The organism is Anaeromyxobacter paludicola (assembly GCF_023169965.1).
In the GTDB taxonomy this organism is placed as follows: domain Bacteria; phylum Myxococcota; class Myxococcia; order Myxococcales; family Anaeromyxobacteraceae; genus Anaeromyxobacter_B; species Anaeromyxobacter_B paludicola.
The window spans coordinates 4,175,869-4,197,001 of the sequence record NZ_AP025592.1; the positions used below are offsets into that span (position 1 = coordinate 4,175,869).

The following is a 21,133-nucleotide window of genomic DNA, read 5'->3' on the forward strand; positions in this document are numbered from 1 at the left end:
CCGCGGCGCGGGCGCCCGCTCACCGGCCCCTCGCGCTGCCGCCACGGCGGCGCTCCCACGGCCTGGGACCGGCGGGCCCTCCCGCCCCTTCCCTATGAAGGCGGGCTGGCGGGCGCGTGAGAGGGGCCCACCCTTTCACGCATGACCTCGCTCGCCGCGGCCGCGCTCGCCCTCGCGCTGGGCGCCACCTCGATCGCGCCCATCGCCGGCGGCAACGCGCTCACGCTGCCGGCGCAGCGGCACCTCCTGCGGCTCGATCCGGCGGGGCACGCGCCGGTGCTGCTCCTCGCGCTGCAGCAGGAGGGGGCCCAGGGGCACGGCCTCGGCTTCTTCCGCAGCGACGACCTCGGCGCCTCCTGGCGCTGGTACGCGGCCATCCAGGACGACTGGAGCGAGCCCGACACCGCCGACCTCCTCGCCGCCGGGGACGACGCCGCGCTCGTGTATTCCTATGAGGCCCCGAGCCTCTCGGGCTCGCTGCGCCACGACGTCTTCTTCCAGTGGTGGCGCTGGAACGGGAGCGACCACCGGCCGGACGCGCCGGTGCGGGTGTTCCACCCCGCGAGCGACGCGAGCGCCTTCTCGCGCGCCGAGCTGGCGGTGGACTCGGCCGGGCGGATCTGGGTCCAGGCCTTCCGGCTCGAGAGCGACGGGACCTCGACGGCGGTGGTCTCGGTCAGCGCCGACGGCGGCGCGACCTTCGCCGAGCAGCCGTCGCTGGCGCACCTGCCGGCGCGGGGCGGCGGGCGCATCCTCTCGCTGGGGAGCCGCCTCCTCTTCGTCTACGACTCCCACGACTTCTCCGGCTCCACGGCCCGGTTCCGCACGCGCGGCGACGGGGATCCGCTCTCGCAGTGGTCGGCCGAGCAGACCGCGTTCCCGGACGGCATCTACCACGGGGCGGCGCTGTCGGCGGTGGCCGACGGCGCGGGCGGGGCGGAGCTCTTCTACAAGAACAAGAACGAGCAGCTCTTCTGGCGCCACTTCGACGGCGGCGGCTTCGGCGCGGCGCAGGCGGTGGAGACCGCCGGCGACTGGGCGCTCCAGCCGGCGGCGGCGCAGGCCGGGAGCGAGGTGGTGGTCTTCTTCAACACGCCGGTCACGCTCGACGCCTACTACCGGATCCGCGCCCGCGTCCTCTCGGGCGGCGCGCTCGGCCCGGCGCAGCTGCTCGATGACGCGGCGCTCTTCAAGGGCTACCCGGCCGCGCCGGAGCGCTGGCCCGGACCGGGCGGACTGCCCTGCGTCTACAGCGCCGCGCCCGACGCGAACGGCGGCGGCAACGAGGTGCTCACGCTCTTCGCCGGCGGCGGGGCGCCCGCGCCCGGGCCCACGCCGAGCCCCAGCCCGAGCCCGACACCGAGCCCCAGCCCGACCCCGGCGGGCGGCGGAACGCCGCCGCCCGCCGGGACGCTCTTCGCCGACGCCTTCGCCCGCGCGGCCCAGGGGCTCGGGCCCGACTGGCAGACCCAGGGCGTCTGGTACACCACCGGCACGCGCGCGGTGGCCGACGACTTCACCAACCTCGCCGGCGAGGTGCGCGCCACCTGCGCCGACTGCCGGGTGGACGTGAGCGTCGTCTCCTTCGGCGTGAGCGAGGTGGCCGCGTTCCTCCGCGCCCCCACGCCGGGGGGCGCGCAGCGGTACGACGTGGCGCTCCTCGGCGACGGCTCGATCGCGCTCCGGCGGGTGGTGGGCGGCGTCCCGACCGTGCTCGCCCGCGGGCCCTCGGGGCTCGCCGCCCTGAACGACTGGGCGCGGATCGGGCTCGAGGCGCGGGGCCGATCGCCGGTGTCGCTCACCGCCTACGTGAACGGCGCGGCCCGGCTCGCCGCCACCGACGGCTCGGCCCAGGCGCTCGGGGCGGCCGGGTACGCCGGCCTCTCGACCGGCGCCGCCGGCATTCCGTTCCAGGACTTCGTGCTCGCCGGGACGGGGGCGACGCCGAGCCCCGCGCCCACGCCCAGCCCCGCGCCGAGCCCGAGCCCGAGTCCGAGTCCGAGTCCGAGTCCGAGTCCGAGTCCGAGCCCGAGCCCGAGCCCGAGCCCGAGTCCGAGTCCGAGTCCGAGTCCGAGCCCGAGTCCGAGCCCGAGCCCCGCGCCGCCGAGCGGACTGCTCTTCGGCGACGACTTCCTCCGCGTCGGCACCTCCCTCGGCGCGCCCTGGACGCAGACCGGCACCTGGATCACCCGGACCGGCGCGGCCACCGACGACAACGGCGCGAACGTGGGGACCGAGGGCGCCGCCGCCTGCGCCGACTGCACCGTCTCCGCGCGGATGGTCGGCTTCGGCGTCCCGGAGATGTCGATCTTCCTGCGCGCGCCCACCCCCTCCCCGGGCGACCGGTACGAGCTCGTGCTGCTCGGCACGAACCGGGTCCGGATCCGCCGCCTCTCGGGCGGCGTCGCGACGACCCTCGGGGAGGCGCCCGCCGGGATCCCGACGCTCTCCGACTGGGCGACGCTCTCGCTCACCGCCCAGGGCGGCGGGCCGGTCTCGCTCACCGCGCGCGTGAACGGGGCCGCGGTGCTCGGCGTGACCGACGGCGCGGCCGCCGCGCTCCGCGGCGCGGGCTACGCCGGCCTGGCCTCGCCGTCGGCCGGCGTGGCCTGGCGCACCTTCCGCCTCACGGCGCCGTAGCCGCGAGGGCACCGCTGGCGGCCCCTCCCCAGCCCTCCCCACGCGGTGGGGAGGGAGTGCAGCGTGGAGCACCTCGAGGTCTTCCCCTCTCCCGCGGAGCGGGGGAGGGCGAGGGAGGGGGTGCGGCCCGGTGTCGCCTCAGGGGTCCGCGCCGGGCGGCTCGAGCTCCGCCCGCCCCGCGGCCCCGAGCTGCTCCAGCCGGCACTGGTCGGGCCGCTTGTCGGGCCGGAGCCGCACGAGCCGGGTGCCGTGGCGGAAGCGGCCGCCGCTCACGTGGCGGAACGCGACCTCCACCACCAGCTCCGGCCGCACCGCCACCCACTCGGTGGAGCGGCCGCGCGCCCAGCGCGAGGGGCCGCCCGGGGCGGTGCCGCTGAAACCGGTCCCCGGACCGTTCGACGCGAGCGCGGGCAGGGTGGCGGTGAAGGCCCTGCGGGTCGCGGCGTCGAACCCCGAGCAGTGGCCGACGTGGTCGAGCCGCCCGTCGTCGCGGTAGAGCCCGAGGAGGAGCGAGCCCACCTCCCGCCCCTTCGCCGCCCAGCGGAAGCCGCCCACCACGCAGTCGGCCGTGCGCTCCGGCTTCACCTTCACCATGTCCCGCTCGCCGCCGCGGTAGGGCGCGGCGGCGCGCTTCGCGACCACCCCGTCCACCCCGGCGCGCCCGGAGAGCCACCCGAGCGCCTCCTCCCGGTCGCGGGCCACCGGCGAGAGCCGCACCGGCCCGTCCCCGAGGAACGCGGCCGCGAACCGCTCCAGCGCCGCCCGCCGCGCGGAGAGGGGCTCGTCGGCGAGCAGCCGGCCCCGCTCGTCGGCGAGGAGGTCGAAGACCAGCAGCGCCGCCGGCCGCTCCCGCGAGAGCCGCCGGATCCGGCTCTCCGCCGGGTGGATGCGCTGCAGGAGGTCCTCGAAGGAGAAGCCCTCCGCCACCGGCACGACGATCTCGCCGTCGAGGATGAAGCGCGGGGCCGGGAGCGTTCCCAGGGCCTGGACCAGCTCCGGGAAATAGCGGCCGAGCGGCTGCCCCGCCTTCGACTGGAGCGCCACCTCGGCGCCGTCCCGGTAGGCGAGGCAGCGGAAGCCGTCCCACTTCGGCTCGAGCTGCCAGCCCTCGCCCGCCGGCAGGTCGTCCTCGAGCCGCGCCTCCATGGGCGGGAAGGGGGGCTGGATGGGGAGCGCGAGCGGCGGCCAGTCCATGCCCTACGTTACGGGCTGGGCCGGTGGGCGGCCGGGAGCGCCCTTCCGGGGACCGTCCCGCTTGACCCGGCGGTCCCTCTTCGTGAAAACTGGCAGATCCCGCCTCACGGGTAACTACACGATGGACGAAGGTGAGATGACACAGACCGGGTATCCCCAGAAGCAAGGGCTCTACGATCCGCAGAACGAGAAGGACTCCTGCGGCTTCGGGTTCGTGGTCGACCTCCAGGCCCGGCGGTCGCACGCCATCGTCCAGAAGGCGATCCAGGTGCTCGTGAACCTCGAGCACCGCGGCGCCGCCGGGAGCGAGAAGAACTCCGGCGACGGCGCCGGCCTCCTCATCCAGATCCCGCACCGCTTCCTCGAGCAGGAGCTCGCGAAGCAGGGGGTGGCCCTGCCCGAGCCCGGCGCCTACGGCGTCGGCATGGTGTTCCTGCCGCGCGACCCGGCGAGCCGCCGGGCCTGCGAGCAGCGGTTCGAGCAGGTGGTCCGGGAGGAGGGGCAGGAGGTCCTCTGCTGGCGCGACGTGCCGACCGACAACGGCACCCTCGGCCAGACCGCCCGGGCGAGCCAGCCCGTCGTCCGGCAGCTCTTCGTCCGCCCCGGCGCCCTCGGCGGCGCGCTCGGCGCGGCCCAGGACGGGCTCGGCTTCGAGCGGAAGCTCTATGTGATCCGCCGCCTCGTGGAGAAGGCCGTCTCGCGCTCCGCCATCCCGGGCCGCGACGCCTTCTACGTCCCGAGCCTCTCGGCGCGCACCCTCGTCTACAAGGGGATGCTCAACGCCACCCAGCTCGCCTCGTTCTTCCCGGACCTCTCGGACCCGGCGATGGACTCGGCGCTCGGCATGGTGCACTCGCGCTTCTCGACCAACACCTTCCCGTCCTGGTCGCGCGCCCACCCGTACCGCTTCATCTCGCACAACGGCGAGATCAACACCCTGCGCGGCAACATCAACTGGATGCACGCGCGGCAGAGCATGGTCTCCTCGCGCCTCTTCGGCGAGGACCTCAAGAAGGTGCTCACCGTCGTCGACACCGAGGGCAGCGACTCGGCCATGTTCGACAACGTGCTCGAGCTGCTGGCGCTCTCCGGCCGCTCGCTCCCGCACGCCATGATGATGATGGTGCCGGAGCCCTGGAGCCGGCACGAGTCGATGAGCCCGGAGAAGCGGGCCTTCTACGAGTTCCACTCCTGCCTCATGGAGCCCTGGGACGGCCCGGCCTCCATCGCCTTCACCGACGGCAGCTGCATCGGCGCGGTGCTCGACCGCAACGGCCTGCGCCCCTCGCGCTACTACGTCACCAAGGACGACATGGTGGTGATGGCGTCCGAGGTGGGCGTGCTCGACCTCCCGCCGGAGCGGATCCTGAAGAAGGGCCGGCTGCAGCCGGGCCGCATGTTCCTCGTGGACCTCGACCAGAAGCGCATCGTCTCGGACGACGAGGTGAAGCACAAGGTCGCGACGGCGCACCCCTACCGGCAGTGGCTCGACGAGAACCTGGTCGACCTCTCCGACCTGCCGCCGCCGCCCTCGGTGATCGAGCCCGATCACGAGACCGTGCTCCGCCGCCAGGAAGCCTTCGGCTACACCGCCGAGGACGTGCGGATGCTCATCACCCCGATGGCGACCAGCGCCACCGAGCCCATCGGCTCGATGGGCACCGACACCCCGCCGGCGGTCCTCTCGCAGAAGCCGCAGCTGCTCTACAACTACTTCCAGCAGCTCTTCGCGCAGGTCACCAACCCGCCGGTGGACGCCATCCGCGAGGAGCTCATCATGGCGGTGGACACCGCCATCGGGCCCGAGGGCAACCTGCTCGAGCCCGGCCCGGCCTCGGCCCGGCAGATCGGGCTGCCCTCGCCGGTGCTCCGCAACGAGGAGCTCGAGAAGTTCCGCCAGCTCGACGGCGGGGCCGCCTCGCACGGCTTCAAGAGCATCACCCTCCCGGCGCTCTTCAAGGTGAAGGACGGCGGCGCCGGCCTCCGCAAGGCGCTCGAGGACCTGCGCTGGACCTGCTCCGAGGCGATCGCCGAGGGGCACAACCTCATCATCCTGTCCGACCGCGGCCTGGACGAGGAGAGCGCCCCCATCCCCGCGCTGCTGGCGGTGGCGGCGGTGCAGCACCACCTGCTGCGCGAGGGCTCGCGCACCCGCGTCGGCCTCGTGCTCGAGACCGGCGAGCCGCGCGAGGTGCACCAGTTCGCGCTCCTCATCGGCTACGGCGCGTCGGCGGTGAACCCGTACCTCGCCTTCGAGACCATCCACGACCAGATCCGGCTCGGGATGATCCAGGGCGTGGACGCCGAGGCGGCCGAGAAGAAGTACGTGAAGGCCATCAACAAGGGCATCGTGAAGGTCTGCTCGAAGATGGGCATCTCGACCATCCAGAGCTACCACGGCGCCCAGGTCTTCGAGGCCGTCGGCCTCAACCAGGACTTCGTGGACGAGTACTTCACCTGGACCGCCACCCGCATCGGCGGCGTGGGCATCGACGTGGTGGCGAAGGAGGTCAAGCTCCGGCACGACCGCGCCTACCCGCCGAAGCGCCCCATCGTCCACAAGCAGCTCGGCACCGGCGGCCAGTACCAGTACCGGGCCGACGGCGAGCAGCACCTCTTCAACGCCGAGACCATCCACAAGCTGCAGTTCGCCTGCCGCACCGGGAGCTACGAGGTCTTCAAGGAGTACTCGGGGCTCGTGAACGGCATCTCCACCGGCCTCGCCACCCTGCGCGGCCTGATGGACTTCGTGCCGCCGCCCAAGCCGGTGCCCATCGAGGAGGTGGAGCCGGTCGAGGCGATCATGCGCCGCTTCAAGACCGGCGCCATGAGCTACGGCTCGATCAGCAAGGAGGCGCACGAGACCCTCGCGATCGCCATGAACCGGATCGGCGGCAAGTCGAACACCGGCGAGGGCGGCGAGGACCCGGCGCGCTACCAGCGCGAGCCGAACGGCGACTCCAAGAACAGCGCCATCAAGCAGGTGGCGAGCGGCCGCTTCGGCGTGACGAGCCACTACCTCGTCAACGCCAAGGAGCTGCAGATCAAGATGGCCCAGGGGGCGAAGCCCGGCGAGGGCGGCCAGCTCCCCGGCACCAAGGTCTACCCCTGGATCGCGAAGACCCGGCACTCCACCGCCGGCGTGGGGCTCATCTCGCCGCCGCCGCACCACGACATCTACTCGATCGAGGACCTGGCGCAGCTCATCCACGACCTCAAGAACGCCAACCACCAGGCCCGCATCTCGGTGAAGCTGGTGGCCGAGGTCGGCGTGGGCACCATCGCCGCCGGCGTCGCCAAGGCGCACGCCGACGTGGTGCTCATCTCGGGCTACGACGGCGGCACCGGCGCCTCGCCGCTCACCTCCATCAAGCACGCCGGCATCCCCTGGGAGCTCGGGCTCGCCGAGACCCACCAGGTGCTGGTGATGAACAACCTCCGCAGCCGCATCGCGGTGGAGTGCGACGGCCAGCTCAAGACCGGCCGCGACGTGGTCATCGCCGCCCTGCTCGGCGCCGAGGAGTTCGGCTTCGCCACCGCGCCGCTGGTGGTCATGGGCTGCGTGATGATGCGCAAGTGCCACCTCAACACCTGCCCGGTGGGCGTGGCCACGCAGGACCCGCTCCTGCGCAAGCGCTTCACCGGCGATCCGGCCCACGTGGTCAACTTCATGCGCTTCATGGCGCAGGAGGTCCGCGAGTACATGGCCGAGCTCGGCTACCGCACCATCGACGAGATGGTGGGGCGCTCCGAGCGGCTCGAGATGCGGCGCGCCGTCGAGCACTGGAAGGCGCGCAACCTCGACTTCTCGCGCATCCTCTTCAAGCCCACCGTGCCGAAGCACTACGGGCGGACCTGCCAGATCCCGCAGGACCACGGGCTCGACGAGGCGCTCGACACCACCACGCTCCTCGAGCTCTGCCGCCCGGCGCTCGAGCACGGCAAGCCGGTCCAGGCCACGCTGCCCATCCGCAACGTGAACCGGGTGGTCGGCACCATGGTCGGCAGCGAGCTGACCCGCCGCCACGGGCCCGGGGGGCTGCCGGAGGACACCATCCGGCTCCACTTCCAGGGCTCGGCGGGCCAGAGCTTCGGCGCCTTCATCCCGAAGGGCATGACGCTCACGCTCGAGGGCGACGCCAACGACTACATCGGCAAGGGGCTCTCGGGCGGCAAGCTGGTGGTGTTCCCGCCGCAGGAGAGCACCTTCGTCGCCGAGGAGAACGTCGTCGTCGGCAACGTGGCCCTCTACGGCGCCACCTCCGGCGAGGCCTTCATCCGCGGCGTGGCCGGCGAGCGGTTCGCGGTCCGCAACTCCGGCGCCCACGCGGTGGTGGAGGCGGTCGGCGACCACGGCTGCGAGTACATGACCGGCGGCCGGGTGGTGGTGCTCGGGCAGACCGGGCGCAACTTCGCCGCCGGCATGTCGGGCGGCATCGCCTACGTGGTGGACGAGGACGGCCTCTTCGCGAAGCGCTGCAATCGCGAGCTGGTCGGGCTCTCCCGGATGGAGGACGAGGCCGAGATCGCCTTCGTGAAGGGGCTCGTGTCCAAGCACGCGCTCTTCACCGGCTCGACCCGCGCCCGCGCCGTCCTGGAGGCCTGGGACGAGTGGCTCCCGCGCATCGTGCGGGTGATGCCGAACGACTACCGGAGGGTCCTCGAGGCGCAGGCCAGGATGCGCGAGAAGGGGCTCTCGCCGGAGGAGGCCGAGATGGCCGCCTTCGAGGAAAACACGCACGACGCGATGCGGGTGGGTGGGAACTAGATCATGGGAAAGCCGACCGGATTCATGGAGTACCAGCGGGAGGCCGCCCACGTGCGCCCGCCGACGGAGCGCGTGAAGGACTGGAGCGAGGCCCACCCGCCGTACGCCGAGGAGACCCTCCGCACCCAGGCGGCCCGCTGCATGGACTGCGGCGTGCCCTTCTGCCACACCGGCGTGCTCATCGGCGGGATGGCCTCCGGCTGCCCGGTGAACAACCTCATCCCGGAGTGGAACGACCTCGTCTTCCGCGGCCAGTGGCGCGAGGCGCTCATCCGGCTCCACAAGACCAACAACTTCCCCGAGTTCACCGGGCGCGTCTGCCCGGCGCCCTGCGAGGGGAGCTGCACGGTGGGGCTCGACGGCGATCCCGTCACCATCAAGAACATCGAGGTCAGCATCATCGACCGCGCCTTCGAGGAGGGCTGGGTGCGGGCCGAGCCGCCGCAGGCGCGCACCGGCAAGCGGGTGGCGGTGGTGGGCTCCGGCCCCGCCGGCCTCGCCTGCGCCGCCCAGCTCAACCGGGCCGGGCACATGGTGACCGTGTTCGAGCGCGCCGACCGGATCGGCGGCCTGCTCATGTACGGCATCCCGAACATGAAGCTCGACAAGGGCGTGGTGGAGCGGCGCGTCCGGCTGATGGCCGACGAGGGCGTGCGCTTCATCACCGGGACCGAGGTGGGCAAGTCCTTCGCGGCGAGCCGGCTCCTCTCCGACTTCGACGCCGCCGTCCTCTGCGGCGGGGCCACCCAGGCCCGCGACCTCCAGGTGGACGGCCGCGGCCTCCTGGGCATCCACCTCGCGATGGAGTTCCTCGCCGCCAACACCAAGAGCCTCCTCGACTCGAGGCACGCCGACGGCGCGTACATCAGCGCCAAGGGCAAGCACGTCATCGTGATCGGCGGCGGCGACACCGGCACCGACTGCGTCGGCACCTCGCTCCGCCACGGCGCCGCCAGCGTGACGCAGCTCGAGATCATGCCCCGCCCGCCCGACAAGCGCGCGCCCGGCAACCCGTGGCCGCAGTGGCCCAAGGTCTACAAGATGGACTACGGCCAGGAGGAGGCCGCCGCGCTCTTCGGGGCCGACCCGCGCCAGTACCTCGTCAACACCCGCCGCTTCGCGGGCGACGAGGCGGGCCGCGTGAAGGCCATCGAGGTCTTCGACGTGGAGTGGGCCAAGGACGAGAAGGGCCGCTTCGTGCCGAAGGAGAAGCCGGGCACCGCGCGCACCCTCCCGGCCGACCTGGTCCTGCTCGCCCTCGGCTTCGTGGGCCCCGAGAAGGGCGGCATGCTCGCCGAGCTCGGCGTGAAGCTCGACGAGCGCGGCAACGTCTGGACCGACGCCGAGAAGATGACGAGCGTCCCCGGCGTGTTCTCCGCCGGTGACATGTCCCGCGGCCAGTCGCTCGTGGTCTGGGCCATCAACGAGGGGCGCAAGGCCGCCCGCGGCGTGGACAAGTACCTCATGTACGGGGAGACGGTGCTGCCGTAGGCGGCGCCCTCGACGCTCCGCGGTTCACGGGCCGCGCTCCGGGCTTCCGGAGCGCGGCCGGACGGCGAGGAGCCCGGTCGACCAGAGCGCGGTCCGCTCGTCGATCCGGTCGCGCACGAGGGCGTGCAGCCCCCACAGCATCGCTACCGCCAGGAGCGCGGAGACGAGCCGCCCCAGCGCCTCGTGCACGCCGAAGAGCGCGTAGAGCCAGGAGACGGACCAGGGATAGGCGGGGAGCTCCGTCTCGACGTAGCCGGGCCCGTCACCGGCCCAGTCGATCTGCGGGTAGAGGAGCCGGTGGCCGCCCTCGGCGAAGTTGCGCGCCATCGCGGCCGTGTCGCACTCGCGCCAGGAGCCGAACCCGAGCAGCGGCGCGTCGAGGTGCCAGAGCCGCACGGCGAGGCCGAGCGCGAGGAGCGCGAGGAGCGCGGCCCGGCTCGCCCACGGTGGAGTGCGTGCGCCGGGCTGGGACATGGCGCGGCAAGCTACGCGCCGGTGGCCGCCCGGACCGTCCTGATTCCGGGTGGCTGCGAGCGTCGCGGGGGGGGGGCGCGGCGCCCCGGGTCGCGGCCGGGCATCGAGCCGACCCGCCGACCCCGGGTCGCTCCGAAGAGGAAGAACGCCGTCGCGCCTGCTATGCTCGCGGGGGGTAGGCGAGGGGGCCGCCGAGGGGACGCATGACCCTGGCATCGGGAGAGCGGGGCAGTCCGGCGCGCCGCCTGGCGACGCTGGCCCTCGTCCTGCTCGCCGCCTGCCGGCCCGGCCCGCCGCCGTCGCGCCCGCTGGTGCTCGGCGCGCCCACGCTCCCCTCGCTGGGGCTCCTCGACGTCGCCCGCTTCGGCGGGGAGCGGGGCCGCGCCGGCGCGCGCGTCGAGCGGCGCGCCTACCAGAGCGGACGGGCCGCCCTCGACGCCCTGCTGGCGGGCCAGGTGGACCTGGCCGCCTGCTACGACATGGCGTTCGTGGTCGCCGCGCTCTCCCACCCCGAGCTCCGCGTCCTCACCTCGCTCCACCACGCCTCGGCCGGCACCGTGATCGTGACCCGGCGGGGCGGCGGCGTCGCGCGGCCGGAGGACCTGCGCGGCCGGCGGGTCGGCGTGCCGCGGGACACGAGCGCCGACTTCTTCCTCGAGACGCTGCTCAGGTTCGCCGGCGTGCCGACCGGCGAGGTCGAGCGGGTGGATCTCGCGCCCGAGGCGGCCGCGGCCGCGCTGGCCCGCGGCGAGGTGGCGGCGGTGGCGATCTGGTACCCCCAGGCGCGCAAGGTCCGGGAGGCGCTCCCTCCCGGCGAGGCGCTCGAGATCACCTCCGACGTCCACACCGAGGTCTCGATGCTGGTCGTCCGCGCCGACGTGCTGGCGGCCCGGGACGCCGAGGTGCGCGCGGTGGTCCGCGCCCTCTCGGAGGCGGAGTGGCTGGTTCAGCGGCGGCCCGACGAGGCCTTCGCGGCGCTCCGCCGCGCCTTCCCGGGGGAGCGGGAGGACGACCTGCGCGAGGACTGGGCCCGGGCCCGCCCCGAGCTCGGGCTGCGCAACGCGATGCTGGCGGTGCTGGAGCGGGAGGCGCGCTGGGTGCTGCGCGAGCGCGGCCGGCCCGGTCCCGGCCCCGACTTCCGCGAGCTCTTCGCGCAGGGCCCGCTCACGGCGGCCGACCCGGAGGCGGTGACCGTCTACCCGGCGCTGCCGCCGCCGCTCGAGGAGGGCGACGCCCCGTGAGCCTCCGGCGCACCCTGGTCGTCCCCCAGCTGCTCCTCGGGGGCATCGCCCTCCTCGGCCTCGCCGGCATGGCGGTCGAGTCCTCCCGGCAGCTCGAGGTGCTGCAGCGGCGGGCGCACCAGGTCCGGACCGAGACGCAGCTCGTGGCCCGCCTGCAGGAGCTCTCGGGCATCTCCGAGCGGGCCACCCAGGCCTACCGCTTCGACCCGCGTCCGGAGCGGCTCGACGCCATCGAGCACGCCGAGCTCGAGACGGAGCAGATCGAGGCCGCCCTCGCCCGGCTCCCGAGCGGCTACCGGACCGCCGAGATCTGGGGCGAGTGCCTCGCGGCGCGCCAGGTCCAGTCGTCGCTCCGGAACGACCTGCTCCGGACGGTGAAGGAGGGCGACGAGGCGCTCATCGGAGGCCGGTTCGAGAAGTGGGTGATGGCGACCGACCTCTCGAGCGCGGTGCTGGCCGACCTCGCCGCGCTCACGAGCCGCCAGCTCGACACGGCGGTGGACCAGATCGACGCGCGGCGGTCCCGGGTGGTGTGGCTGCTCGGGACCTTGCTCGGCACGAGCGCGCTCCTCACCCTCGCCTACTCGCTCTTCGTGAGCCGCGAGGTGGTCCGGCCCCTGCGCGGCATGACCGCCACCGCCGAGCGGATCGCGCGCGAGGAGGTGGTCCTGCCGGTGCCGGGGCGGGGGCGGCGGGACGAGATCGGCGTCCTCGCCGAGGCGTTCGAGCGGATGACCGGCCACCTCTTCCGGGCCCGGGCCCGGCTCGAGGGCGCGGTCAAGGCGCGCGACGAGTTCCTCTCCATCGCCTCCCACGAGCTGCGCACGCCGCTCACCTCGCTCGAGCTGCAGCTCGCGCTCCTGCAGCGGCGCGCCCTCGCCTCCGAGCCGGGCGACGAGCGCGCCCGGAGCGGGCTCGAGTCGGCCCTCCGGCAGGTCCGGCGGCTGGAGCGGCTCGTGGGGGAGCTGCTCGACGTGAGCCGGATCCAGGCCGGCAAGCTGCAGCTCGCGCGCGAGCGGGTGGACCTCGGGGAGGTGGCCCGCGCGGTGGCGGCCCGCTTCGCGGCGGAGCTCGAGCGGAGCGGGATCGCCCTCGACGTCGTGGTCGAGCCGGGCGTGGTCGGCGAGTGGGACGGCGAGCGGCTCGACCGGGTGGTGAGCAACCTGCTCGCGAACGCCATCAAGTACGCCCCCGGCGGCGCGGCGACGCTCCGCGTGGACCGGCTGCCGGACGGCCGCGGGCGGCTGCAGCTCCAGGACGACGGGCCGGGGATCCCGCCCGAGGTCCAGGAGCGCATCTTCGAGCGCTTCGAGCGGGCCGACGGCCGGCGCGGCATCGCCGGGCTCGGCCTGGGGCTCTACATCGTGCGCCAGATCGTCGAGGCGCACGGCGGGAGCGTGGCGGTGCGGAGCGCGCCGGGCCAGGGCGCCACCTTCGTCGTGGAGCTGCCCGCCGCCGCCTGCGGGCAGGTGAGCGAGGGCGGGGGCGGCGCGCCGGCCTGATTCAGCTCGCCCGCGCGCCCCGGTGGTGCAGGTGCAGCGCCTCCCCCCAGGCCTCGCCCGCGCGCCGGGCCCCCGGCTTGCGCGTGACGAGCGGCAGCAGGGTGGCCGCGAGCAGCAGCCCCCCGATCCACGGCAGCGCGCCGGAGAAGCTCCCGGTGTGGTCCTTCACCAGGGCCACGAAGATCGGGCCGACGATCCCGCCCACGCCCCAGGCGAGCAGGATCCAGCCGTAGTTCACGCCCATGTACTTCGTGCCGAAGTAGTCGGCGGTGAAGGAGGGCATGGTCCCGAAGCCGCCGCCGTAGCAGAGCAGCACCACCGCGAAGAGGATGGTGACGATCGCGAGGGAGTGGATGCCGCCCACCAGGAAGAAGATGAGCACCTGCGAGCCGTAGATGAGCAGGTAGGCGAGGTTCCGGCCGATGCGGTCCGAGACCGCGCCCCAGAAGAAGCGGCCGAGCCCGTTGAAGAGGGCGATGAAGCCGTAGATGGCGAGCGCCACGCCGGGGCTGGCGCCGGTGAGCTCGCGCATGATCGGCACCGCGTTGGAGATGAAGAGGATGCCGGCGGTGACGTTCAGGAAGAGCATGAACCAGAGGGCGTAGAACTGCGGCGTGCGCGCCGCCTCCGACGGCGGGTAGTCGCGCCCCTGCGCGGCGGCCGCGGCGACGGCCCCCGGGCGGGCGAAGCCGGCCGGCGGGTTGCGGACGAGGAGGGCGCAGGCGCCTCCCAGCAGGAGGTAGACCACCCCCGACCAGAGGAAGGTCTGCATGATGGTGGAGACCGCGTCCGGCGTCATCGCCGCCTCGACGCCGCGCGCCCGCTCCGCGAGCACCGCGCCGGCCTGGCGGGAGGCGGCCGAGAAGGAGGGGATGGCCTTGAGGAGGTTGTTGTAGAAGAACGCGCCCAGGCCGAACCCCATCACCACCATGCCGCTGCCGAGGCCGCGCTTGTCGGGGAACCACTTCGTCACCACGGCCACCGGCGTGATGTAGGCCATGCCGAGCCCGATCCCGCCGACGAGGCCGTAGGTCAGGTAGATCCACCAGGCGCCGAGGGAGGTGGTGAGGAGCCCGGCGAGGATGTTGCCCACGCCCCAGAGCGCCACCCCGGTGACGGTGGGCCAGCGCGGCCCGGCGCGGTCCTGCCACCGCCCGCCGACGATGGCCCCCACGCCCAGGAAGAAGATGGCCAGGGCGAAGGTCCAGGTGGTGGTGGTGTTGCTCCAGCGGAAGCTGGCGATGAGCGGCTGGGTGAAGAGGCTCCACGAGTAGACCGTCCCCAGGCAGATCATGGTGATGGTCCCGGCCAAGGCGATGAGCCAGCGGTTGTTCGTCACGGTACGTCCCCCCTATCCCCCGATGCCCCGCATCGGCAGCAGCACCAGCCGCGCGGGGTCGTCCATGTGGTGGCGCGGCTCCTTGCGCCAGAGCGCGCCGCGGACCCGGTCCTCCAGGAGCGCGTCGCTCGCGCCCTCGCGCAGGAGCTGGCGCAGCGGCACGCGCTCGTGGCCGCCCAGGCAGGCCTGGAAGGCCCCGTCGGCGGAGATCCGGGCGCGGTTGCAGGAGGCGCAGAAGTTCTCGGTGAGGGCGCCGATGAAGCCGACGAGCCCGCCCGCCCCGTCGGCGCAGCGGCCGCGCAGGTAGCGCGCCGGCCCCCAGCCGCGCGCCGGGTCGGGCGAGAGCGCCACCCCGGCCTCGCCCAGGCGGCGCTCCACCTCGGCGCTCGGCACCGGGCGTCCGGACCCGAAGGGCATGAGCTCGATGAAGCGCGGGGTGGCGCCGCGGCTCCAGGCGTGGCGCGTGAGCGCCGCGAGCTCCCCGTCGTTCACGCCGCCCATCACCACCGTGTTCACCTTCAGCGCGGCGAAGCCCTCGGCCGCGGCGGCGTCGAGCCCGGCGAGCACGTCTGCGAGCCGCGCCCCCCGGCCGCTGACGCGCTCGAGCATCGCCGGGTCGAGCGTGTCGAGCGAGACGTTGACCGCGCCCACCCCGGCGCGGTGGAGCGGACCGGCGAGCTCGGCGAGCCGGTGGCCGTTCGTGGTGAGGGCCACCTCCTCGATCCCGGGCACCGCGCGCACCGCGGCGGCCACCTCGACCACGTCCCGGCGCAACGTCGGCTCGCCGCCGGTGAGCCGCACCCGCCGCACGCCGAGCCGGGCGAAGAGCGACACCAGCCGGGCGAGCTCGCCCGCTCCGAGGAGCGCCTCCGGCGCCTCGAGGCCGGCGGCCGAGCAGTAGTCGCAGCGGAAGTTGCAGCGATCGGTCAGCGAGAGCCGCAGGTAGCGGATCGAGCGTCCCTGCCGGTCCTGGAGGCCGCCGGGGGAGGGGAGGTCAGGGATGTGCGAGGCCGGGGTCATGGAGGGTGGGTGTAGCGGGCGGCTCTGCCCCCTTCTCGCCCAGGGCCCGATCGAGCCCCGGCTGGGCCCGGACCACGTCGGCCGCCCCGCGGCCGCGCCGCTGCTGCTCGAAGGAGGCGTGGGGGTCGAGGGCCGAGCGGCGGCCGGCCTGGTAGATGGCGAAGCGGAGGGCGAGCGACCCCGCCGTGCCGCAGAGCCCGGCGGCGCGGCGGAGCGAGCGGCGCCCGCGCGAGCCGAGGGTGAGGGCCAGGCTCGCGAGCGAGAGGGCCTGGCCCGCGCGCCAGAGCGCTCCCGAGATCCCCGTCCGCAGGGGGCGCGCCACGCGCGGCACCACCCCCGCCTCGGCCTCGAGGACGCCGGTCATCACGAGCTCGCTCACGTTCGCGAGCACCCCGAAGCGGCGGACCACGGGCTCGCTCCGGTCGCCCGGCGGGAAGAGCTCGAGGAGGGCGGTGGCCGCGGCCGCGCCCGAGCAGGAGAAGAGCACCGGCAGCGCGCGGCGCGTCCCCTGCCAGAGCGGCACGGCGGTGTTGGCGATGAGCACGCCGGTGTAGCCGGTGAGCCCGAGCCCGCAGAGCCCGGCCACGGCCGCCGCGGCGTCGCCCGCCCGGCGCGCGCCGGGGCCGACCGGCAGGAGCGCCGCCCCGGCCGCGGCGGCGGTGGCCGCGCCGAAGCCCGACAGGATCCAGGTCCCCACGTTCATGGGCGAGGTCGGCCGGAAGACCCGCAGCATGTTCAGGAACCGGGCCGGCCGGCCCAGGTCGGCGATGAGGAGCGCGGCGCTCGCCCCGGCCCCGGCCGCGGCCGTGAGCCGGCACCGGCGCGAGAGGGCGCGGGTGCCGCGCGGGCCGAGGAGGTCGGACGCCGCCCCGAGGACCGCCGAGGCGCCGGACACGCCCCCCACGTAGAAGTAGGCGGGGATGAACCACTTCCAGACCGGCTCCTTGAGGAGCGGCATGCCGTAGTAGCTGGGCCGGCCCTCGAGCTCCGGCTCCGGGGGCGCCATCACCCGCCGCTCCGAGTGGCCGGCGTCGAGCCGCCGCACCCGCTGCTCCGCCCCCTCGCCGGCGAGGGTCCCCAGCCCGGGGTCCACGTTCCGCCCGTCCCGCGCCGCCTCGCGCCGCTCCAGGAGCGTCTTCATGCCGCCCTCCGCGCCGAGAGGACCACGCCGACGGCCGCGAGCCCCAGCCCCGCGATGCCGGCCGCCATGGCCCACCAGCTGTCCGCGATCTTCTTCGTCGGCACCACCGGGTCGGGCGGGAGGTTGTAGACCTCGGGCTCGTCGCAGAGGAGGAAGAAGGCGCGCAGGCCGGCGGTGCCGGGCTGGCTCGCGGCGCTCTCCCCGTACAGCCGCGCCTGCGGCACGCCGCGGGCCCGCAGCTGCTCCACCCGGTGCGCCGCCCGCTCCCGCAGCTCGTCGATGGGGCCGAACTGGATCGAGGCGGTCGGGCAGGCCTTGGCGCAGGCCGGCACCATGCCGCCCTCGAGCCGGTCGTAGCAGAGGGTGCACTTCCAGGCCCGGCCGTCGTCGGCGCGCCGGTCCACCACGCCGAACGGGCAGGCCGAGACGCAGTAGCCGCAGCCGTTGCAGACGTCGGGCTGCACGTAGACCGAGCCGAACTCCGTCCGGATGATCGCGCCGGTGGGGCAGGCCTCGAGGCAGCCGGCCCGCTCGCAGTGCTTGCAGACGTCCGACAGCATGAGCCAGGAGAACTTCCCCATCGCCTGCGCCGTCGGCCCGAGCGCCACCGGCGTCTCGATGTGGCTCGGCGACACGTCGTCGGCGAGCGGGCTGGTGGTGCCGGCCTGGCCGAGCGGCCGCAGGGGCTCGAAGGCCCGCGCCCCGGCCTCCACCCCGTCGCGCGGGCTGCCCTGGCCGGGCAGCGGCGACTCCCGCTCCACGAAGGCCACGTGCCGCCAGGTGGAGGCGCCGAGGTGGCCGGTGTTGTCGTAGCTCATCCCGGTGAGCCGGAAGCCGTCGTCGGGGAGCTGGTTCCACTGCTTGCAGGCCACCTCGCAGGCCTTGCAGCCGATGCAGAGGGTGGAGTCGGTGAAGAAGCCCATCTGCCGCGGCCCCTGCTGCTGGCCTCCGGCGCGGCGCTCGAGGTCGCGGGCCTCGGCGGCGCCGAGCTGGTAGTCGCGTCCCAGGTTCCCGGTCATGGCCTAGGTCCTCCTCGGCTCGACCGGCGGCTGGCGGTGCTTCGCGTGGAGCCCCGGGAGGTCGCGCGGCGCCTCGCCCTCGGCCGGGCGCGGCTCCTGGAGCGACGCCCCGCCCGTCGCGGCGCGCCGGCCGAAGGAGTGGCGGCCCGGGCGGATGTCGCCGGTGAGGGCCTTCGACTCCTGGATCGAGACGTTCGGATCGGCCACGAACCCGATGAGCTCGTTGGCCGGATCGCCGCGCACCCGCCCGACGTAGCTCCAGTGGTACGGCAGGCCGATGGTGTGGACGGTCCGCCCGCGCACCGTGAGCGGCCGCAGCCGCCGCGTCACCAGCACCCGGCACTCGATCTCGCCGCGCGCCGTGGTGATCGTGGCCCAGCCGCCGTTGCGCAGCCCCTTCTCGCCGGCGAGCTCGGGCGAGACCTCGCAGAACATCTCCGGCTGAAGCTCGGAGAGCCAGGAGAGCCAGCGGCTCATGCCGCCCGCGGTGTGGTGCTCGGTGAGCCGCCAGGTGGTGAGGACGTAGGGGAACCGCCGGTCGCCGAAGGCCCGGTGGTAGGGGTTCTCGCGGCGGTGCCACTCCATGCGCGCCGGGTTGCACTGCTGCGGGTAGAGCGGGTTCTCCACCACCGACTCCTCCGGCTCGTAGTGGGTCGGGAGCGGCCCGTCGAGGAGCCCGGAGGGCGCGAAGAGCCAGCCCTTGCCGTCGGCCTGCATGATGAAGGCGTCGGTGCCGCCGATGCTGGCGAGCCCGACGGCCCCCTCCGGCGCGCGGTAGCTGGGCGGCTTGTCGAGCTGGAAGTCCGGCACGTCGTGGCCGGTCCACCTCCCCTGGGCCGCGTCCCACCAGACGAGCCGCTTGCGCTCCGACCAGGGCACGCCATCCGGATCGGCCGAGGCCCGGTTGTAGAGGATGCGCCGGTTCGACGGCCAGGCCCAGCCCCACTCCGGCGCCACCCAGTGCTGCTCGCCCTGCGGCTTGCGCCGCGCGGCCTGGTTCACGCCTCCGGCGTAGCAGCCGGAGTAGATCCAGCAGCCGCAGGCGGTGGAGCCGTCGTCGGCGAGCTTCGCGAAGCCCGGCACCGGCTCGCCGTCGGCGACGGTGAAGCCGTTCACCTCGAGGAGCACCCGCTCCGCGTCCGGCTCGGCGTGCGGCCCCGACTCGCCGTAGTCCCAGGTGAGCGCCTGGATGGCCCGGTCCTTCGGGTCGGCGGAGCCGGCGTAGAGCGCCTTGAGCCGCTTCCCGAGGTGGTAGGTGAAGTGGAGCTCGCTGCGGCAGTCCCCCGGCGGCGCGAGGGCCTGGTGGTGCCACTGCAGCATCCGCTGCGTGTTGGTGAAGGAGCCGCTCTTCTCGGTGTGGGTGGCCGCCGGGAAGAAGAAGACCTCGGTCTGGATCTCCTCGGTCCGCACCTCGCCGCGATCGATCTCGGGCGCGGTGCGCCAGAACTCCGCGGTCTCGGTGAGCGCGAAGTCGCGCACCACCAGCCACTCCAGCTTGCGCAGCCCCTCGCGGTGGAGGGCGCCGTGCATGGAGCCGACCGTGGGGTTCTCGCCCATCACGAAGTAGCCCTTGAGCTTGCCGTCGGCCATCTCGGAGACGGTCGTCATGTGCGAGTGGTTGCCGGTGAGGCGCGGCAGGAGGTCGAACAGGTAGTCGTTCTCCCGGGTGGCGGCGTCGCCGAACCAGGCCTTCTGGAGCGAGACGACGTACTTGCGGAACTCGCTCCACCAGCCGGTGGCCGAGGCGTTGTTGTTCACGTACTGGTCGAGGCCGCGCTCGGGCAGCACCGCGTGCGGCATGGGCAGGTAGCCCGGCAGCAGGTCGAAGAGGGTGGGGATGTCGGTCGAGCCCTGGATCGAGGCGTGCCCGCGCAGCGCCATGATCCCGCCGCCCGGCCGGCCCATGTTGCCGAGCAGGAGCTGGAGGATGGCCGCGGTGCGGATGTACTGCACCCCGACCGTGTGCTGGGTCCAGCCCACGGCGTAGCAGAAGGCCGCGGTCCGCTCGCGCCCGGAGTTCCGGCACAGCGTCTCGGCCACCTCGAGGAAGAGGGCCCGCGGGATGCCGCAGGTTTCCTCGACCACCTCGGGCGTGTAGCGGGAGAAGTGCCGCCGCAGGAGCTGGAAGACGCAGCGCGGGTGCTGCAGCGTGGGGTCGTTCTTCCGCTCCGTCATCTTCACGCCGCGCAGGTCGTGCCGGCCGGCGCCCTTCTCGCCGTAGACCTCCTTGTGCCCGGCGGCGGGGACCACGCCGTCCACCCCCTCGTAGGACCAGGTCTCCCAGCCGTACTTGTTCTTCTCCGCGTCGAACCCGCTGAAGAAGCCCTCGAGGTCCTCGGTGTCGCGGAAGCCCTCGTCGATGATCGTCGCCGCGTTGGTGTAGCTCGCCACGTACTCGTGGAACCAGCGGTCGTTCTCGATGGCGTAGCGGATGATCCCGCCCAGGAAGGCGATGTCCGAGCCGGGGCGGATGGGGACGTGCAGGTCGGCGACCGCGCTGGTCCGCGTGAAGCGGGGATCGACGTGGATGATGGTCGCCCCGCGGTTCTTCGCCTCCATCACCCAGCGGAACGCCACCGGGTGGCACTCGGCCATGTTGGAGCCCTGCACCACCACGCAGTCGGAGTTCTGCAGGTCGGAGGGGAAGGTGGTGGCGCCGCCGCGGCCGAAGGAGATCCCCAGACCGGGGACCGTGGAGCTGTGTCAGATCCGCGCCTGGTTCTCCACCTGGACCACGCCGAGCGCGGTGTAGAGCTTCTTGAGCAGGTAGTTCTCCTCGTTGTCGAGGGTGGCGCCGCCGAGGTGGGCGATCCCGAGGGTGCGCCGGACGAGGTCGCCCTGGTGCTCCGCCCCCTCCTCCTCGACCCGCTCCTGCCAGGTCTCGTCGCGGGACCGCTTCACCCGCTCCGCCACCATCTCCATGGCCCGCTCGAGCGGGAGGGTCTCCCACTCGCGCCCGCCCGGGCGCCGGTAGAGCACCTGCTTCTCGCGGTGCGAGCCGGTGACGAGCTGGAAGGTGGCGGCGCCCTTCGGGCAGAGGCAGCCCTGCGACACCGGCGAGTCGGGGTCTCCCTCGACGTCGATGATCCGCTCGTCCTTCACGTAGACGAGCTGTCCGCAGCCGACGGCGCAGTACGGGCAGATCGAGCGGGCCACCCGGTCCGCGCGGGCGGTCCGCGGCGCGAGCTCGCGGGTCCGCGCGCTCGCGGCCGTGCCGTCGAGCCCCGTCGCGTCCCGCGCCGCGAGCTGCCGCAGCACCGGCCACTCCCCCAGCACCGGAAGCCTCGCCATGGTCTCACCCCTC

General features: G+C 74.1%; 12 protein-coding genes. 5 read left to right on the forward strand and 7 right to left on the reverse strand.

The annotated features are described in order from the left end of the window. Positions 1–141: 141 nt before the first annotated feature. Positions 142–2,640: a hypothetical protein gene (locus tag AMPC_RS18615; protein ID WP_248343042.1), complete on the forward strand. Its 2,499-nt coding sequence runs from the start codon at positions 142–144 to the stop codon at positions 2,638–2,640. A gap of 138 nt (positions 2,641–2,778) precedes the next feature. Here the strand turns inward: AMPC_RS18615 and AMPC_RS18620 are convergent, their stop codons facing one another. Then, on the reverse strand, positions 2,779–3,834 hold the full coding sequence (locus tag AMPC_RS18620) for an ATP-dependent DNA ligase (RefSeq protein WP_248343043.1): 1,056 nt from the start codon (positions 3,832–3,834) through the stop codon (positions 2,779–2,781). A 136-nt stretch (positions 3,835–3,970) separates the two neighbouring features. On the opposite strand from AMPC_RS18620, the gene gltB reads away from it, so the two are divergent. Next, positions 3,971–8,602: a glutamate synthase large subunit gene (gene gltB / locus AMPC_RS18625; RefSeq protein WP_248343044.1), complete on the forward strand. Its 4,632-nt coding sequence runs from the start codon at positions 3,971–3,973 to the stop codon at positions 8,600–8,602. A gap of 3 nt (positions 8,603–8,605) precedes the next feature. Continuing rightward, positions 8,606–10,093 (forward strand): glutamate synthase subunit beta, encoded by a 1,488-nt coding sequence (locus AMPC_RS18630; protein ID WP_248343045.1) that lies wholly within the window; start codon positions 8,606–8,608, stop codon positions 10,091–10,093. 24 nt (positions 10,094–10,117) lie between these two features. Here the strand turns inward: AMPC_RS18630 and AMPC_RS18635 are convergent, their stop codons facing one another. Next, positions 10,118–10,567, reverse strand: a complete 450-nt coding sequence (locus tag AMPC_RS18635; RefSeq protein ID WP_248343046.1) for a glycosyltransferase family 39 protein — start codon at positions 10,565–10,567, stop codon at positions 10,118–10,120. Positions 10,568–10,770: 203 nt separating this feature from the next. Here AMPC_RS18635 and AMPC_RS18640 point away from each other — a divergent pair, with 203 nt between their 5' ends. Together AMPC_RS18640 and AMPC_RS18645 are read left to right on the forward strand one after the other, a co-directional pair. Next, entirely contained in the window at positions 10,771–11,808 is a 1,038-nt protein-coding gene (locus tag AMPC_RS18640; RefSeq protein WP_248343047.1) for an ABC transporter substrate-binding protein, read from the forward strand. After that, positions 11,805–13,310 carry a sensor histidine kinase gene (locus AMPC_RS18645; protein ID WP_248343048.1) on the forward strand — a complete coding sequence of 502 codons (1,506 nt, stop codon included), beginning with the start codon at positions 11,805–11,807 and terminating at the stop codon, positions 13,308–13,310. The genes AMPC_RS18640 and AMPC_RS18645 overlap by 4 nt, the downstream gene beginning before the upstream one ends. Position 13,311: 1 nt before the next feature. Here AMPC_RS18645 and AMPC_RS18650 read toward each other — a convergent pair whose 3' ends face one another. From AMPC_RS18650 to fdh, 5 genes are all read right to left on the reverse strand, one after another. After that, a complete protein-coding gene (locus tag AMPC_RS18650) occupies positions 13,312–14,649 on the reverse strand; it encodes an OFA family MFS transporter (protein WP_248343049.1) in 1,338 nt (445 codons plus the stop codon). A gap of 12 nt (positions 14,650–14,661) precedes the next feature. Further along, positions 14,662–15,669 (reverse strand): GTP 3',8-cyclase MoaA, encoded by a 1,008-nt coding sequence (gene moaA, locus AMPC_RS18655; RefSeq protein ID WP_248343050.1) that lies wholly within the window; start codon positions 15,667–15,669, stop codon positions 14,662–14,664. Beyond that, complete coding sequence (gene nrfD / locus AMPC_RS18660; protein ID WP_248343051.1) at positions 15,644–16,810, reverse strand: NrfD/PsrC family molybdoenzyme membrane anchor subunit; 1,167 nt, start codon at positions 16,808–16,810, stop codon at positions 15,644–15,646. The genes moaA and nrfD overlap by 26 nt, the downstream gene beginning before the upstream one ends. Beyond that, positions 16,807–17,733 (reverse strand): 4Fe-4S dicluster domain-containing protein, encoded by a 927-nt coding sequence (locus tag AMPC_RS18665; protein ID WP_248346358.1) that lies wholly within the window; start codon positions 17,731–17,733, stop codon positions 16,807–16,809. The genes nrfD and AMPC_RS18665 overlap by 4 nt, the downstream gene beginning before the upstream one ends. Before the next feature lie 99 nt (positions 17,734–17,832). Further along, positions 17,833–21,120, reverse strand: a complete 3,288-nt coding sequence (fdh, locus tag AMPC_RS18670; protein ID WP_248343052.1) for a formate dehydrogenase — start codon at positions 21,118–21,120, stop codon at positions 17,833–17,835. Between the last annotated feature and the right edge of the window lie 13 nt (positions 21,121–21,133).

Bases quoted from the DNA above. Each gene is read 5' to 3' on its own strand.
- AMPC_RS18615 (WP_248343042.1), top strand. From the start codon at position 142: ATGACCTCGCTCGCCGCGGCCGCGCTCGCCCTCGCGCTGGGCGCCACC.
- AMPC_RS18620 (WP_248343043.1), bottom strand. From the start codon at position 3,834: ATGGACTGGCCGCCGCTCGCGCTCCCCATCCAGCCCCCCTTCCCGCCC.
- gltB (WP_248343044.1), top strand. From the start codon at position 3,971: ATGACACAGACCGGGTATCCCCAGAAGCAAGGGCTCTACGATCCGCAG.
- AMPC_RS18630 (WP_248343045.1), top strand. From the start codon at position 8,606: ATGGGAAAGCCGACCGGATTCATGGAGTACCAGCGGGAGGCCGCCCAC.
- AMPC_RS18635 (WP_248343046.1), bottom strand. From the start codon at position 10,567: ATGTCCCAGCCCGGCGCACGCACTCCACCGTGGGCGAGCCGGGCCGCG.
- AMPC_RS18640 (WP_248343047.1), top strand. From the start codon at position 10,771: ATGACCCTGGCATCGGGAGAGCGGGGCAGTCCGGCGCGCCGCCTGGCG.
- moaA (WP_248343050.1), bottom strand. From the start codon at position 15,669: ATGACCCCGGCCTCGCACATCCCTGACCTCCCCTCCCCCGGCGGCCTC.
- nrfD (WP_248343051.1), bottom strand. From the start codon at position 16,810: ATGAAGACGCTCCTGGAGCGGCGCGAGGCGGCGCGGGACGGGCGGAAC.
- AMPC_RS18665 (WP_248346358.1), bottom strand. From the start codon at position 17,733: ATGGGCTTCTTCACCGACTCCACCCTCTGCATCGGCTGCAAGGCCTGC.